Raw genomic sequence first — 15748 nt, 5'->3', positions numbered from 1 at the left:
TCAACTTTCCAGCGTTGAACGGCCTCCCGGGATATCTCTGGTGGCAAGATCGGGCCGTGTAGGCGGCGGACCTTCGGCACCGAAGGGATTCAACTGATCCTTGTAGCCCCGCAGCGGGAAATCCTTGCGCTGGGGAAAGCCCTCGAATCCTTCCCACATGTAGATCCGGCGCAGATCGGGATGCCCGTCGAACCGGATGCCATACATGTCCCAGGCCTCGCGCTCATGCCAGTTCGCGGTGCGCCAGACTCCCGTGACCGAGGGAACCTGCGGGGGATCGCCAAGCCGGCACTTGATACGGAGCCGCCATTTGTTCGGCAGCGAATAGAGGTGGTAGACCGCCTCGTAGCGCGGCGTTTCGGGGTAATGATCTACGCCGCAGATATCCGAGAGGAAATTGAACTGCAGCGCCGGATGCTCCTTCAGAAACCGGCAGAACGCGACGATCTTCTGAGGCGGAACAGCAAAGGCGTGAATGCCGTGCGCGGCGCCGAGGTCCTCGATTGCTTCCCCGAAACGCTCCATGATCAGAGCGCGATAGAGAGACGGCTCCGCACTCATGACGCTGCAACCCGATCCAGAGGCGTCCCGGCCAGCGCCCGGGACCTCTTGATCTTTTCTTGAAGCAGGAGGAAGCCGTGCATCAGCGCCTCGGGCCGCGGCGGGCAGCCGGGCACATGCACGTCCACCGGCACGAAGGTTTCCGCTCCCTGCACCACCGCATAGGTATTGTAGACCCCGCCCGAGATAGCGCAGGTGCCCATGGCGATGACCCAGCGGGGCTCCGGCATCTGGTCATAGAGGCGGCGCACCACGGGCGCGAACTTCCGCGTTATTGTGCCGGCGATGATCATCACATCGGACTGGCGGGGCGATGGCCGGAACACCACGCCGAACCGGTCGAGATCATAGCGGGCGCAGCCGGCCGAGATCATTTCGATGGCGCAGCAGGCAATTCCGAAAGTTTCGGGCCACAGCGCCGAGCTTCGGCTCCAGTTGATAACGCTCTCGGCCGTGGTGAACAGCACGCTGTCGCGAATCGCGTTGTTTACGCCTCCCATTCCAGCGCTCCCTTCAGCCAGGCGTAGGCGAAGCCCACGAGAAGCAGCACGATGAAGATGAACATCTCGACAAAGCCGACCAGCCCGATCTCTTTCAGGACGACGGCCCAGGGAAAGAGGAACATCGTCTCGACATCGAAGACGACCAGCAGGATCGCAAGGATAAAGAACGGCACTCTGAAGCGCCCCGCGGCGGCCTCGCCTGTGGCGTCCATGCCGCACTCATAGGGCATGTTCTTTTCGGGATAGGGATTGGACGGACGCAGCAGCGAGGAGACAAAAAGCGTCGCCCCCGTCACCAGAACGACTCCGACGATCATAAAAAGAACCGGCAAGAATTCCATTGCAGCCATATCGCACTGCACCGGTTACCCACTGAGAACTTTCCTCAGGCCGCGACCGTCCTGTTCAGGACTGTATTGCGGTCGCCCCGGGAAGCAACTTGGGCAATCCTTTCTTGAACTTCGAGTTTATTCCGTCGGACAGATCATTGCAAATTCAATCGGTCGGCCGCCAACACGGAATGCTGGGCAAGTCTTAGAAACCACGCGGGAAACAGGCCGATGCCGATGGTGCCGGCAGCAGTGAAGGCGAGCGTCGCGCGCACCAGGGGCGTCAGCGCCGGGTCGAACGTCCTTTCCGGCTCGCGCATGTAGATCACCATGACGATGCGGATATAAAAGTAGGCGGCAACCGCACTCAGCAGCACTGCGATCACCGCCAGCATGACGAATCCTCGATCGACGAGCGCGACCAGCACGTAGAACTTGGCGAAGAATCCGGCGGTTGGCGGAATGCCGGCCAGCGAGAACAGATAGAGCAGCATCAGAAGTGCCAGCCCCGGATGCAACTTGGCGAGACCCGCATAGTCTTCGATAACCTCGCCGGAAAAATCGCCGTTCCGCATCAGGATGACGATGCCGAAAATGCCGAGATTCATCAGCGAGTAGATCAGCAGATAGATCATCACGCTGGCGATCCCGTCTGCGCCCCCGGCCACCACGCCGAAAAGAGCGAACCCGGCATGGGCGATGCTGGAATAGGCCAGCAGGCGCTTGAAATTATCCTGCACCAGCGCAACGAAACTCCCTAGCGCCATCGTCACCACGGCAATGACCGCGACGATGATCCAGACGTTGGAGGTTGCGACCAGAGGGTTGAGGAACACCCGCAGGATCACCGCGAACCCCGCCGCCTTGGGCCCCACCGACATGAAGGCGGTGATCGTCGTCGGCGCGCCTTCATAGACATCAGGCACCCACATGTGGAACGGCACCGCGCCGACCTTGAAGACCAGCCCCGCGACGATGAAGACCACCGCCAGCAGCAAGCCGGGATCGCGCGGATCGCCGGTCACGGCCGCAGCCATACCGTCCAATTGCGTCGTGCCGGTGAGCCCGTAGACCAGCGAAACGCCGTAGAGGAAAATGCCGGTCGAGACCGCCCCAAGGATGACGTATTTCAGCGCCGCTTCGTTCGATCGCCGATCGCGCCTGAGAAAACCGGTCAGCACGTAGGTGCAAAGCACCATCAGCTCGAGGCCCACGTAGATCGACAGGAGATCGGTCGCCGAGACCATGATCATCATTCCCGAAAGGGAAAAAAGCAGCAGCACATAGTATTCGCTGCTCCCGATCCCTTCGATTTCGGCATATTTCCGCGAAAGCAGGAATGTCAGAATGGTGGCTATGTAGAACACGCACTTGAAGAAGACCGCGAAGCGGTCGGCGATGAACATGCCCGTATAGGCCGGCCGCACCTCTCCCGCCAGCATGAGTGTCGCCACGGCGGCAATCAGCACGACCGCGACGGAAGCCCAGACAAGGAAATACGTCTGCCCCTTGCGCAAAAACTGTCCCAGGATCAGCAGGATGCAGGCTCCGGTGATCACCACGATCTCGGGCAGGCTGGCGAGAGCCGACTGGAAAAGTGCGGCGGCGGTCATTGGCCGCTCCCCTTGGCGTGCACCTGCACCAGCAGATGTTCCACCGAAGCGCCGATGATATCGAGAAAGGGCTTCGGATAGAGCCCGACCCACAGCACGAAGACGGCCAGCGGCAAGGTCGCTGCCAGCTCGCGGGCGTTCACGTCGTATATCTTGAAGCGGACGCCGACGCTGGCCGGGCCAAGCGCGACTTTCCCATACATGCCGAGCAGATAGGCCGCGCCCAGCAGCGCGCCCAAAACGGCGGCCGCGCCGACGGCGAGGTTGGCCGCAAACCCGCCCGACAGGACCAGCAATTCGCCGACGAACGAATTCGTTCCCGGCAGCGCCATCGACGACAGGGTGAACAGCGCAAGAAACGCGGTATAGACGGGTGCTGCCTTCATCAGCCCGCCATAATCAGCGATGCTGCGGGTATGGGTCCGCTCGTAAATCAAGCCGACGAACAGGAACAGGGCGCCTGTCGTCACGCCATGATTGAACATTTGCAGGATGCCTCCCTGGAGCCCGCGGAGGTTCAGCGCAAAAATCCCCATGGTCACGAAGCCCATGTGGCTGATGCTGGAATAGGCCACCAGTTTCTTCAGATCGTCCTGTGCCAGCGCCAGCAACCCGCCATAGACGATCGCAAGCGCTGAAAGCGAAAGCATCAGTGTCGAATAATATACCGACGCCTCCGGCAGCATCGGCAGCGAGAACCGCAGGAACCCATAGGCGCCCATCTTCAAGAGTACGCCCGCGAGGATGATGCTGCCTGCGGTCGGCGCCTGCACATGGGCGTCCGGCAGCCAGGTATGGACCGGGACCATCGGCACCTTGACCGCGAAGGCGATCAGGAAGGCGAAGAACAGCCAGGATTGGACCCGGAACGGCAAATCCTGCGCAGTGAGGGCGAGGATGTCGAAGGTCTCGCCGCCGTTGAAATAGAGCACGATGACACCGACCAGGAACAGGACGCTGCCCGCCAGGGTGTAGAGGAAGAACTTGAACGCCGCATAGACCCGGCCTTCGCCGCCCCAGACGCCGATGATCAGATACATCGGGATCAGCATCGCTTCCCAGAAAACGTAGAACAGGAACAGGTCGAGTGCGCAGAACACCCCCAGCATCAGCGCCTGCATGGAGAGCAGACTGACCATGAACGCCTTCACCTTGCGGTCGATCGCAACCCACGAGGCGAGCACGCAGATCGAACCCAGCAACGCGGTCAGGAACACGAAGAGCGCGCTTATCCCGTCGATACCAAGCGCATAGGTGATCCCGAGCGCGGGCACCCAGGGGCGCTTCTCCGTGAACTGCATCGCGTGGGTCGTGGTGTCGAATCCGGCCAGCATGGCGATGCAGAGGGCAAGGTCGAGGATGGTGATAGCAAGCGCCGTCCAGCGCACAGCATCGTCGCCGCGCAGAAACAGCAGAACCGCTGCCCCGGCGACGGGCGTGAAAATGATGAGGCTCAGCAGCGGCAATCCCATCGCGCCCCCTACCGCCATACCACGGCGAAGACTACGGCGGCTGCGATCACGCCAGCGATCATCGCCAGCGCATAATGGGTCACGACGCCGGTCTGCAGCCGCCGGAGCCGCCCGCCGCCGCGCAGGATCGAGCGGGCGACGCCGTTGACGACGGCGTCCACGCCGGCGAGATCGATCCACAGTCCCGCCCGTGCCGTCCCATGCAGGAAGGGCAGCGCGGCTGTTTCGGACACGTTGCTGACCGCCTTCTCATAGCGCGCCAGCGGTTTTTCGGCGAACCACATGAACAGCCGCGCGCCCTTGCGGTAGAACCAGTCGGTGTCGATGCTGATCGTGTTCTCCGGGTCGAGCGCCCTGAGGAAGATCACGAATCCCAGTGCGGTGAACATCAGCAAGCCGAGGCTCTCGGTGAGATGGACGCCCGTATAGGGTTGGAAGTCGACCGGATAAGGGAGAAGCGCGTAAAGCGGCTGCGGGAATACCCCGATCGCAATGCAGAGCACCGCCGCCATGCCCATCGCAACCAGCATGTTGCGCGGCGGCTCCCGCGCCTCCAGTTTCCTGTCCACGCCGAAAAACATGTAATACGGAAGCTTCAGGCCCGTGTGCAGGAACGTCCCCGACGACGCCATCGTCAGCGCCAGCACCACCAGGGCCCGATGATCCTGTCCGGCGGCGGCAATCACCATCGATTTGGTGACGAAGCCCGAGAAGAACGGAAACGCCGAGATTGCCAGGGCGCCGACCATATAGAGCGCCACCGTTATCGGCATGGTCCTGTAGAGCCCGCCAAGCTCGGTGAGCTTGCGGCGGCCGGTGACGTGGATCACCGCTCCTGCGCCCATGAACAGCAGTGCCTTGTAGAGGATATGCGCGAAGGCGTGGCTGGAGGCGCCGTTCACGGCCATCTCGGTGCCGATGCCGATACCCGCCACCATGTAACCCACCTGGCTGACGATATGATAGGCGAGCAGCCGCCGGCAGTCGTTCTCCAGCACCGCGTAGATGACGCCGTAAAGCGCCATTGCGGTGCCGAGCCAAACCAGAAGCTCGGTCCCCGGAAACGTCCGCGCCAGGACATAGACGGCGGTCTTGGTGGTAAAGGCGCTCATGAACACCGCCCCGGTGACGGTCGCCTCCGGGTAAGCATCGGTCAGCCAGGCGTTCAGCGGTGGCACCGCGGCGTTGAGCATGAACCCGGCAAGGATCAGGTAGGCGCCGACGTCCATCCCGCCCTCGATCGGCCCGAGGAGCAGCGAACCCGTGGCGAGCCCGTGGAGAATGACGCCACCGAGCAGAACGACGCCGCCGGTGACGTGGACCATGAGATAGCGGAAACCGGCGGCAACCGCCTGCCGGCCGCCCTGGGCGAACACCAGATAGGCAGAGGCAAACGCCATGCCTTCCCAGAACAGGTACAAGGTCAGGTAGTCGCCGGCGAAAACCACGCCAAGCGCGCTGCCGACATAGACGAACGCAGCGACATGCTGGCCGGGGCGCGTCAGGTGCAGGGCGTAGACCGTTCCGATCAGCGCCATGATGGTGAAAACCGTTGCGAAGACGATGCTCAGCTTGTCGACCTTCGCGATGAGGATTTCCTGCCCGATGAACGATGCCGCGCCGTAGCTGCCCGGCTGCATCGTCAGCACGGTGAGGATCGCAAGTATCGGGATCAGCAGCAGATAGGCCTTGCGGATCGACCCGTTCAGAAAGGGGATCGGCAGGGCGCCGAGAATGAACAGCAGGGCGGGGTGGACGAAGTCAGTCATAATAGTCCTCGCGCCGCATGAGCCCAGTCCGATGACCGAGGAACTTGGAAACGAAGATCAGCAGCACGCAGGACAAGAAGCCGTAGACGGCCGACCAGACCGGCAGGCGGTCCCACAGGTATTCGGCGTGTTCGCGCGGCACCAGGACGTCGGCGATGACGATCAGGACGAGCACCAGATAGAACAGCCGACGCCGTTCGGTCGCATAGTTTCCGTCGCCAAAGAAATCGACCACGCGCTTTATCACCTGACAACTCCTTCCGCCAAGGCGACGAAATAGTCGGGGAAGATGCCCATCGCCACCGACAGGATGGCGGTCGCAACCAGCGGGATCGTCATCATCGGAATTTCGCGGACCGTCGCCGGGCTCGCCTGCGCCTCCGTCCCGAAAAAGGCGACATAGCTGACCGGCAGGAAATAGGCGGCGTTGAGGACCGAACTCGTCAGGAGCACGATCAGGAACGCGATTTCGCCGGCCTCCACCGCGCCTCGCGCCAGATACCACTTGCTCACGAACCCCGCCGTCGGCGGCACGCCGATCATGCTGAGCGAGCCGACGAAGAACGCCCCCATCGTCCAGGGCAGCCTGCGGCCGATACCGGCCATGTCGCTGATGTTGCGCTTGCCGGACGCGCAATAGATCGAACCGGCGCAGAAAAACAGGGTGATCTTCGAGAATGCATGCGCCGCGATGTGGATGATCCCGCCGACCATCGCGACCGGCGAGAGCAGCACCGCGCCCAGCACGATGTAGGAGAGCTGGCTGACCGTCGAATAGGCGAGCCGCGCCTTCAGGTCGTCCCGCGTCAGGGCGTAGACCGACGCCATCAGGATCGTGAACGAGACCAGATAGGCCGTGGCGATGCCGAGTCCGAGCCCGTCCACCAGCCCCGTGCCGAAGACATGGAACACCAGCCGCAGCACGCAGAACACGCCCATCTTGACCACGGCCACGGCATGCAGGAGCGCACTGACCGGCGTCGGCGCCACCATCGCGGCAGGCAGCCATGCGTGCATCGGCATGACCGCAGCCTTGGCGAAGCCGAAGAGATAGCAGAAATAGACGACTGTCAGCAGCGCCGCCGAAGCATCGCTCCCTGCCAGCAGGCCGCCCGGCACAAAGTCGAGCGATCCCGCAATGTGGTAGGTCAGCGCCAGCGCGGCGAGAAGCACGCTTTTTGACGCCCCCATCAAATAGACGAGGTACTTGCGGCTGCCGGTCCATCCCTCTTCGTCTTCGTGGTGGTAAACGAGCGGATAGGTCACGAGGGTGAGCATCTCGTAGAAGATCACCAGCGTGAACAGATTGGCGGCGAAGGCGCCTCCGACCGCCGCCGCGAGACTGGCGGCAAAGCAGGCGAAGAACCGGGTCTGCGCATGCTCGTTCAAGCGCCGCATATAGCCGATGGAATAGATCGCCGCGACGATCCACAGCAGCGACGAGACGGTGGCAAACACCATGCCGAGCGCATCGACCCGGAAAGCGAAGTCGATCCCCGGCAGAACCGCAAACAGGCGGCATTCGACCGTCCCGCCCGCCAGCACCGTTGATGCCATCGAGACGACAATTGCGAACATGCCGATTGCCGCCAGCGGCGAGACGATACCGCGGAGTTTCTCACGGTTGTTCAGGAGGAGAACGGCAAGGGCCGCCAGGCCGGCGACGGCGACGGCAAGCAGCGGCCGGATCGATATCACCGGGTCCAAGCCACTATCCTTTCATCATGGTCACGTCGTCGACCTTGAGGGTGGATTTGTTCCTCACGAGGGCGACCAGGATGCCGAGGGCGACGGCAACCTCCGCCGCGGTGATTGCGATGACGAAGATCGCGAAAATCTGCCCGCGGAAATCGGCGTAGTAACGTCCGAAAGCGATGAAATTGATGTTGACCGAGTTGAGCAACAGCTCCAGCGACATCAGCACCACCAGAATGTTGCGCCGGAGCAGCACGCCCGCCGCTCCGATCACGAACAGCGCCACTCCGAGCAAAATATACCACCAGAGCGGAACCATCATCCCCGCTCCTTCTGCGCCAGCACGATGGCCCCGACGAGCGCGGCCAGCAGGATGACGGACGCAGCTTCAAACGGCAGGAGATAGTCGGCGAACAATGTCGTGCTGAGCTGCCTGACCTGATCGCCACCGCTGACGGTGACGGGCTCCGTGAGCGAAAAGCGGCCGCTCCAGAGCACCAGCGCAACCATCTCGATCCCAAGCAGGACGAGCAACACCAGAGCCGGCATGTTGCCGCCCGGCAGGAACCGTTGCAAGACCGCTTCGCGCACATCGATCATCATGATCACGAAGACGAACAGGACCATGATCGCGCCGACATAGACGAAGATCTGGATGACCGCGAGCAGCGGCGCCTCGAGCAGGACGAAGATTGCCGATATCTGCAGGAAGCACGCCATCAACGCCAATGCGCTGTGAACCGGATTGCGCGCCATGACCAGCGTCAAGGCGGTGATCACGGACACCGTAGCGAACAGAAGAAAGAACCCCTGATCCATCGACGCCGACCCTCCGGCGCGAACCCTCACCCGGCGCCAAACGGCCGGGTCTGAGATTGCGCCGCACTTCCGATGCGTTCAAAAATTGTGCCCTAATATCGAGTTTTTCACAAGATTATTGTCGCATCCGAGGGGTGGCGTCGCCCTAACATTTTCGGCGTATCGACAGGCATGAGCCCGAACCCGCCGGCCGATATTGCTTCACCATGGGGCTCAGATGCACCAAAAGGCAAATTCCCCGGCGAAGCCGGCAACGTCCGAAGGTCCGATCAATTTCATCATTGAATTTGCGACAGCGCCGCTCGACAAAAAATCCGCCAGCCCTGCAGCCAGCGGATTCGGTGTCGGTGAGGGGCCAGTCTTGCCGGCCCCTTATCTCTTGTCAGATGTCGCTTGCAGCGCTCGACCAGAGGTCGGCCGCTTCGGCCGCCGTCATGCGCCGCACTTCGGCCTCATGGCTGCGGCTGGCGAAGAGTTCGCTGGCCATGATCTGTTCGGCAAGGTCGGCCGGCAGCGAGAGGATGACGCGGGCGTCGCCGGTGTGAAGGCCGCCGAGTTCGCTGCGCTTGCCCGTCACCATGCCGCCGGCGACCGTATTGTTGGTCTCCGGATCGATCAGGATGAAGGAGCCGGACTGGCGGTTCTGCTCATAGGGATCGAAGATTGCCGCTTCGTCGAAAACGAGGCGCACCTTGCCGATCGCGTTCATGTAGAGCCGCTGGGCGGCGTTCCAGGTGCCGGTTTTCAGCTCCAGCTGGCTGAGCGGCTGCACCTGGACGCGCTGGCGGCGCGAACCGCTCTTCAGCCAGTAGCGTTTGCCGGGTTCGATGCCCTCGGGCTGGAGGGCGACGATCTGCGCGTCGAAGGCGAGGCCGACCTGCGGCTGGGCGTCGATCGAGACGATCATGTCGCCGCGCGCCACATCGACCTGGCGGTCGAGCACCAGCGTGATCGCGTCGCCGGCGACGGCGGCATTGCGCACCAGATCGAAGGTGACGATCTTGGAGACATTGGCGACCATGCCCGACGGCAGGATCATGACGCTGTCGCCCGGCTTGACCGAGCCGCCGGCAACCGTGCCCTGATAGCCGCGGAAGCTTTCGCCCGGGCGCGACACGCGCTGCACCGAAAGGCGGAAGCCGACCGTCTGCGACGAGCGCACGGTGGCAAGCTCCAGCGTCTCCACCAGCGTCGGGCCGCTGTACCAGGGCATGGCGGCCTGGCCGGAATAGACGACGTTTTCGCCCTTCAGCGCCGACATCGGAATGGCGGTGATCTGCTTGACGCCGAGCGACAGGGCAAATTCCCGGAATTCATGGCTGATCTTGTCGAAGCCGGCGCGGTCATAGCCCGTCAGGTCGATCTTGTTGACGGCGAGCACGAACTGCTTGATCCCGAGCAGCGAAGCGATCGTCGCGTGACGGCGCGTCTGCTCGAGAATGCCGAAGCGCGCATCGACCAGCAGGATGGCGAGATCGGCGGTCGAGGCACCCGTCGCCATATTGCGGGTATATTGCTCGTGGCCGGGCGTGTCGGCGACGATGAAGGAGCGCTTGTCGGTCGAGAAATAGCGATAGGCGACATCGATGGTGATGCCCTGTTCGCGCTCGGCCTGCAGGCCGTCGAGCAACAATGCGAAGTCGGGCAGGCCGAGATCGTTCTGCTTGCCGGTGGAATCGCGCTGCAGCGTGGCGGCCTGGTCTTCCTTGACAGCCTTGGTGTCCCAGAGCAGGCGGCCGATCAGGGTCGACTTGCCGTCATCGACGCTGCCGCAGGTAATCAGGCGCAGCGGGCGCGAGTCGCGCTGGGCCTTCTGCGGCTCGGCAGCGGGCAGGCTGACGGCGGTGGCGGCCGAGACGGCGGTTTGGACTACGGTCATCTCAGAAATATCCTTCACGCTTCTTCTTTTCCATGGAGCCGGACTGGTCGCGGTCGATGGCGCGGCCCTGGCGTTCGGACACCGTTGCGATTTCGAGTTCGGCAATCACCTCTTCCAGCGTGGTCGCCTGTGAGCGGATGGCGCCGGTCAGCGGGAAGTCGCCGAGGGTGCGGAAGCGGATCATGCCTTCCTGGCGCACTTCGCCGGGCAAAAGTTCCAGGCGCGGATCCTCGGCCAGGATCATCATGCCGTCGCGCTCCACGAAAGGCCGCTTCCTGGCGTAATAGAGCGGCACCAGCGGAATGTCCTCGGCCTGGATGTAGCGCCAGATATCGACCTCGGTCCAGTTCGACAGCGGGAAGGCGCGCACGCTCTCGCCCTTGCGGATCATGCCGTTATAGACGTTCCAGAGTTCCGGCCGCTGGTTGCGCGGGTCCCAGCGGTGGTCGGGGGTACGGAAGGAATAGATGCGCTCCTTGGCGCGGCTGGCCTCCTCATCGCGCCGCGCGCCGCCGAAAGCGGCGTCGAACTGGCCGGCATCGAGTGCCTGGCGCAGGCCCTCGGTCTTCATGATGTCGGTGAAAGCCGCCGAACCATGGGTGAAGGGCGTGATGTTTTCGGCCGCGCCGCGCGGATTGATGTGCTCGATCAGGTCGAGATCGTACTTCTTCGCGGTCTCGTCGCGGAAGGCGATCATCTCGCGGAACTTCCAGCCGGTGTTCACATGCAGGAGCGGGAAGGGCACGCGGCCGGGATAGAAGGCCTTGCGCGCCAGGTGCAGCAGCACCGAGGAATCCTTGCCGATCGAATAGAGCATGACGGGACGCTCGAATTCGGCCGCGACCTCGCGGAAGATATGGATGGATTCGTTTTCCAGCGCCTTCAGATGCGGGTCGAGCGGCGCCTTGGCGCTCTGGGGATTGCTGAGTTCCGTATCCGGACGGCTATCGGGCATGTCTTACTCCAGACTGTCGATCCTTACGGCTGCCCGCAAGGCAAATTCTCGGGTGTTGGTTCACCGGGGGCCTGCGGCGATCGCCGCGCCCTGATCCGGTAAGCCGTGAAGTGGATTATTGTGCGGCGATGACGGCGGCCTCTTCGGCGACATGCAGGCCGCATTCGCGCGTCTCGTCCTGCTCCCACCACCAGCGGCCGGCGCGTTCCGGCTCACCGGGCTTGATCGCCCGGGTGCAGGGCTCGCAGCCGATCGAGGGATAGCCGCGGGCATGCAGCGGATTGACCGGCACGCCGTTGTCGGACACGAAGGCCTTGATTGCCTCCAGGTCCCAATCGGCGAGCGGATTGACCTTCAAAAGGTGGCGTTCGGCGTCATATTCGGCGAAGGGCGTTTCGGCCCGGTTGGCCGATTGGCCGCGGCGCAGGCCGGTGATCCAGATGGTGGCGCCTTCGAGTGCGCGCGCAAGCGGCTTCAGCTTGCGCACGCCACAACAGGCATGCCGGGCTTCGACGCTTTCGTAGAAACCGTTGAGGCCGTATTGCGCCGCATAGGCGTCGATATCGGCCTTCTCGGGCTCGTAGCGTTGGATATGGATGTCGTACTGGCTTTCCGTCTCTTCGATCAGCGACAGCGTCTCGGCAAACAGCCGGCCGGTCTGCAGCGTCGCGACGTCGATCGGCAGGCGATGCGTGCCGATCTCGGCTGATATCACCTGGTCCTCGATGCCGAGCGAGGTGGTGAACACCACGCGGCCGCCAAGGCCGGAGACCAGCGACAGACGCCCGGCCAAATCGAGACCTGCCAGCTTGTCGTTCAGCGCCTTGGCTTCCGCAATCGGCCCTTCTTCCGCAATCCTATTGATAACAGTCATGAGAATCCTGTCCTTTGTTGACGGGAGTATCGCAGTTCAATCCTGGATCGGACAGAAAAAGGGATTTCGAAAGCTGCGGCCGGAGGAGCAAATATCTCTCCGAAGCTGCCGCAATGCAAAAAAACAGCCGCCCGAGGATAAAAATCCCCGCGAACAGCTGGTATGTCTATAAAAATAGTAGAGTTACACGCGGCCTGTCAATCCGAAATCTGAAGTGATGCCGAAAAAGGTGCGCAGAGGGCGGTTTAGGCGTAGATTGTGACAGCTTGGCCGAGAGGGAAAAACAAGGCCGAAAACGCTTGCTCCTCAAGGCTTTCTCCGGCGCGTTCAAATTCCGTTCATGCTGGTTGTGCCATAGAGGCGAAAGTACTTCCGTAGCGGCGCGGAGATTCGCGCCGCCTGTGTGTCGATGGTCTGAGATGATTACGCAAAAGGCGAAATATGCGCTGCGGGCGCTGACGGTTCTGGCGGATGCCGATGCCGACGAACCGGTGATGATTTCCGACATCGCCGCCCAGCAGAAGATCCCGAAAAAGTTCCTCGAACAGATCCTGCTCGACCTGAAACATCACGGCATCGTCGTCAGCCGCCGCGGCAAACAGGGCGGCTATCTGCTGCTGAAGCCCGCCCACACCATCACCTTCGGCGAAATCCTGCGCATCATCGACGGCCCGATCGCCCCGCTGCCCTGCCTGTCGATCACCGCCTACCGAAAGTGCGACGATTGCGACGGCGAACAGAACTGCCAGATCCGCCACGTCTTCGCCAAGGTGGCCGACGCCACCCGCAAGGTGCTGTTCTCCACCACCATCGCCGATGCCGTCGGCCCGAGGCACGGCGCCGAGGTCACCCGGCTGCTCGCCTGATCAGCTTTCACCCGTTTCCCTGGCGCGCCGGGCTCTGATCGCCGCGGCGATGAAGACGCGCGACAGTCCGTGATAAAGCGGCTCGCGCGACAGCAGGCGCGAGGTGATGTAGCCGATCATCGATACGGCCATGATCGGGATGACGGCCTGGTGATCGCCGGTCATTTCCAGAATAATGACGAAAGCCGTCATCGGCGCCTGCACGACGCCGGCAAAATATCCGGCCATGCCGAGAATTGCCGCAAGGGCGATGCCGCTGCCCATCAGCTGGCCGACCGTGCTGCCGAAGCCGGCGCCGACGGCAAGCGAGGGCGCGAAGATGCCGCCCGGAATGCCCGAAATCATCGACAGGAAGCCTGCGACAAGCTTTTCGAGGAAGAAGAGCAAGGGCAGGGCATTGCCCTCGACCGCGCCTTTCGCCTGGTCGTAACCGGTTCCGAAGGTCGCACCATCGGACAGGATGCCGATGACGGCGACGGCGAGGCCGCAGACGGTCGCCAACAAGACCATCCGCCGCAGCGGCTGCGGCTGTGCGAAACGGCGGATACGCTGGCCGGCATGCAGCGCAAGGCCGCTGAAAGCAGCGCCAAGGGCGCCGCCGCCAATGCCGCAGACGAGCACCAGTTCCCAGTCGCGCAGCGATGCCGGCGCAACGGATGTCGAGCCGAAATAATTGTAGCTGCCGGCAAGCCCGAGCGCGGCGAGGCCTGACAGGATGACGGCCGTCAGAACCAGGCCGTTGGCCCGTGACTCATAGGTCCGGCTCATCTCCTCGATGGCGAAGACGATGCCGGCGAGCGGCGTGTTGAAGGCGGCGGCGATGCCGGCGGCCGAACCGGCAAGAATCAGCCCGCGGGCCTGCGCCATGCCGCCGAAACGGGCGACGGCCAGCATGATCGATCCGCCGACCTGCACGGTCGGCCCTTCACGGCCGATCGATGCGCCGCTGAGGAGGCCGAGCACCGTCAGCACGATCTTGCCGAAGACGAGCCGCAGCGACAGCAGGCGGGTGCGGTCTTCGGGATCGCGCAGATGCCGCGCGGCGATCGCCTGCGGAATGCCGCTGCCCTGCGCATTCGGGAAAAACCGTGCGGCGAGATAGGCCGACAGCATGAAACCGAGCGGCGTGACGGCAAGCGGCAGCAGAAAACTCCATTCGCCGGACGCGGTCAGGCCGGCAAAGGCGCGCTGGGCGAGGTCGGCCAGCCTGGCAAAGCCGACGCTGATGATGCCGATCGCAAAAGCGCCGCACCAGAAGATCAGCCGCGGGCGCCACAGCGCAAGGGAGCCCCAGAGGACACGGGATCTGCGAAAAAGTCTGGATTTGCGATACAACACTGGCATGCCGAAGCGGATGTTGGACAGGGCCTCTTCCTAAACCGGTTTGCGGGGAAGGGGCCATCTCTTTCTTCAAGATTTGGTGAAATGCCTTTTCTCGCCGCCGCGATGCTCCACCTGCCTGTCCATTGGGGTAGGGAGAACAACCATGTTTGCACTTTCGACAAAGCATGTGCTGGCTGCCGTCGGTCTGTCGGCTGCCCTGGCGACGAGCGCTGCCGCCCACCACGGCTGGTCCTGGGCCGAGGCCGACCAGATCGAGCTGCGCGGCACCATCGAGAAAATAGCATGGGGCGGACCGCATCCGACGCTCGATGTCGCGACCGCCGATGACGGCGTCTGGCATGTCGAACTCGGCAATCCGCGCCAGACGGAACGCTCCGGCTTCGTCGAGGGTGTCGCCAAACCAGGCGACCAAGTGACGGCGCTCGGAAACCGTTCGCAGGATCGGCAGGAGAAGCGGATGAAGGCCGTGCGCATCACCATCGGCGAGAAGCGCTACGATATCTATCCGGATCGCATCCGGACGAACTGACCTGGGGCGAGCCGAACTGTGATCGACATTCTCGAATGGCTGTCGGCCACCGCACCCGCGGTCGCGCTCCGGCGCTCCGCAACATTCTACATGTTCGTCAATACAGGCCATATCCTGGCGATCGGCCTGCTCGTCGGCGCCATTCTGCCGCTCGATCTGAGGCTTGCCGGCTTCTTTCGCAAGGTGCCGGTGGAGATCGTCGCGCCGTTCCTCTCCCGCTCCGCCGGCATCGGCCTGGCCGCGGCCGTTCTCACCGGCTTCTGCCTCTTCAGCGTCCGGGCCGTCGAATATGCCGCCAATCCCGCTTTCCTTGCCAAGCTTTGCCTGATCGGGCTCGGCCTTCTCAACCTCCTGGCGGTGCATCTCGGGCGAGGCTGGAAAACGCTGGTTTCAACAGGAATCGTCCGGCCCGGCCTACGCCTCGCCGCCATTCTGTCGGCGGCAACCTGGATCGCTGCCGTATTGGCCGGGCGGTGGATCGGGTTTCTTTGACGATATCATCGAATGCGAAATGAGTTTATAGCAATGAGGTAGAGGCGC

General features: G+C 62.9%; 17 protein-coding genes. 3 read left to right on the top strand and 14 right to left on the bottom strand.

Going from position 1 to position 15748, the window contains the following annotated elements; genetic code table 11:
• From QMO80_RS07260 to QMO80_RS07200, 13 genes are all read right to left on the bottom strand, one after another.
• Entirely contained in the window at window positions 1-561 is a 561-nt protein-coding gene (locus tag QMO80_RS07260) for an NADH-quinone oxidoreductase subunit C (RefSeq protein WP_283199471.1), read from the bottom strand.
• Window positions 558-1061 carry an NADH-quinone oxidoreductase subunit B family protein gene (locus tag QMO80_RS07255; protein ID WP_283199470.1) on the bottom strand — a complete coding sequence of 168 codons (504 nt, stop codon included), beginning with the start codon at window positions 1059-1061 and terminating at the stop codon, window positions 558-560. Before QMO80_RS07255 ends, QMO80_RS07260 begins: the two co-directional genes overlap by 4 nt.
• Window positions 1049-1414, bottom strand: a complete 366-nt coding sequence (locus tag QMO80_RS07250; protein ID WP_283199469.1) for an NADH-quinone oxidoreductase subunit A — start codon at window positions 1412-1414, stop codon at window positions 1049-1051. Before QMO80_RS07250 ends, QMO80_RS07255 begins: the two co-directional genes overlap by 13 nt.
• Before the next feature lie 134 nt (window positions 1415-1548).
• The gene (locus tag QMO80_RS07245; RefSeq protein WP_283199468.1) at window positions 1549-3006 is read right to left on the bottom strand and encodes an NADH-quinone oxidoreductase subunit N; all 1458 of its coding nucleotides are present in this window, start codon (window positions 3004-3006) and stop codon (window positions 1549-1551) included.
• Complete coding sequence (locus QMO80_RS07240; protein ID WP_283199467.1) at window positions 3003-4478, bottom strand: NADH-quinone oxidoreductase subunit M; 1476 nt, start codon at window positions 4476-4478, stop codon at window positions 3003-3005. The genes QMO80_RS07245 and QMO80_RS07240 overlap by 4 nt, the downstream gene beginning before the upstream one ends.
• An 8-nt stretch (window positions 4479-4486) precedes the next feature.
• A complete protein-coding gene (locus QMO80_RS07235; protein ID WP_283199466.1) occupies window positions 4487-6247 on the bottom strand; it encodes a Na(+)/H(+) antiporter subunit D in 1761 nt (586 codons plus the stop codon).
• Complete coding sequence (locus QMO80_RS07230) at window positions 6240-6494, bottom strand: hypothetical protein (protein WP_283199465.1); 255 nt, start codon at window positions 6492-6494, stop codon at window positions 6240-6242. Before QMO80_RS07230 ends, QMO80_RS07235 begins: the two co-directional genes overlap by 8 nt.
• Entirely contained in the window at window positions 6491-7954 is a 1464-nt protein-coding gene (locus QMO80_RS07225) for a monovalent cation/H+ antiporter subunit D family protein (RefSeq protein ID WP_283199464.1), read from the bottom strand. The genes QMO80_RS07230 and QMO80_RS07225 overlap by 4 nt, the downstream gene beginning before the upstream one ends.
• Before the next feature lie 4 nt (window positions 7955-7958).
• Entirely contained in the window at window positions 7959-8261 is a 303-nt protein-coding gene (gene nuoK / locus QMO80_RS07220) for an NADH-quinone oxidoreductase subunit NuoK (RefSeq protein WP_017961910.1), read from the bottom strand.
• Window positions 8261-8761 (bottom strand): NADH-quinone oxidoreductase subunit J, encoded by a 501-nt coding sequence (locus QMO80_RS07215; protein WP_283199463.1) that lies wholly within the window; start codon window positions 8759-8761, stop codon window positions 8261-8263. The genes nuoK and QMO80_RS07215 overlap by 1 nt, the downstream gene beginning before the upstream one ends.
• A gap of 382 nt (window positions 8762-9143) precedes the next feature.
• A complete protein-coding gene (gene cysN, locus QMO80_RS07210) occupies window positions 9144-10640 on the bottom strand; it encodes a sulfate adenylyltransferase subunit CysN (protein WP_283199462.1) in 1497 nt (498 codons plus the stop codon).
• Between the two features lies 1 nt (window position 10641).
• Complete coding sequence (gene cysD, locus QMO80_RS07205) at window positions 10642-11595, bottom strand: sulfate adenylyltransferase subunit CysD (RefSeq protein ID WP_010034611.1); 954 nt, start codon at window positions 11593-11595, stop codon at window positions 10642-10644.
• A 115-nt stretch (window positions 11596-11710) separates the two neighbouring features.
• The gene (locus QMO80_RS07200) at window positions 11711-12469 is read right to left on the bottom strand and encodes a phosphoadenylyl-sulfate reductase (protein WP_283199461.1); all 759 of its coding nucleotides are present in this window, start codon (window positions 12467-12469) and stop codon (window positions 11711-11713) included.
• 419 nt (window positions 12470-12888) lie between these two features.
• On the opposite strand from QMO80_RS07200, the gene QMO80_RS07195 reads away from it, so the two are divergent.
• The gene (locus QMO80_RS07195) at window positions 12889-13335 is read left to right on the top strand and encodes an Rrf2 family transcriptional regulator (RefSeq protein WP_116272703.1); all 447 of its coding nucleotides are present in this window, start codon (window positions 12889-12891) and stop codon (window positions 13333-13335) included.
• Here the strand turns inward: QMO80_RS07195 and QMO80_RS07190 are convergent, their stop codons facing one another.
• On the bottom strand, window positions 13336-14679 hold the full coding sequence (locus tag QMO80_RS07190; RefSeq protein ID WP_283199460.1) for a chloride channel protein: 1344 nt from the start codon (window positions 14677-14679) through the stop codon (window positions 13336-13338). It abuts the gene before it with no gap.
• A 142-nt stretch (window positions 14680-14821) separates the two neighbouring features.
• On the opposite strand from QMO80_RS07190, the gene QMO80_RS07185 reads away from it, so the two are divergent.
• Together QMO80_RS07185 and QMO80_RS07180 are read left to right on the top strand one after the other, a co-directional pair.
• Complete coding sequence (locus tag QMO80_RS07185) at window positions 14822-15208, top strand: DUF6152 family protein (protein ID WP_283199459.1); 387 nt, start codon at window positions 14822-14824, stop codon at window positions 15206-15208.
• Between the two features lie 18 nt (window positions 15209-15226).
• Window positions 15227-15700 carry a DUF6644 family protein gene (locus QMO80_RS07180; RefSeq protein ID WP_283199458.1) on the top strand — a complete coding sequence of 158 codons (474 nt, stop codon included), beginning with the start codon at window positions 15227-15229 and terminating at the stop codon, window positions 15698-15700.
• The last annotated feature ends 48 nt before the right edge of the window (window positions 15701-15748 follow it).

The organism is Rhizobium sp. BT03 (assembly GCF_030053155.1).
Classification (GTDB): Bacteria; Pseudomonadota; Alphaproteobacteria; order Rhizobiales; family Rhizobiaceae; genus Rhizobium.
This window is presented reverse-complemented; position numbering and strand designations above follow the sequence as displayed.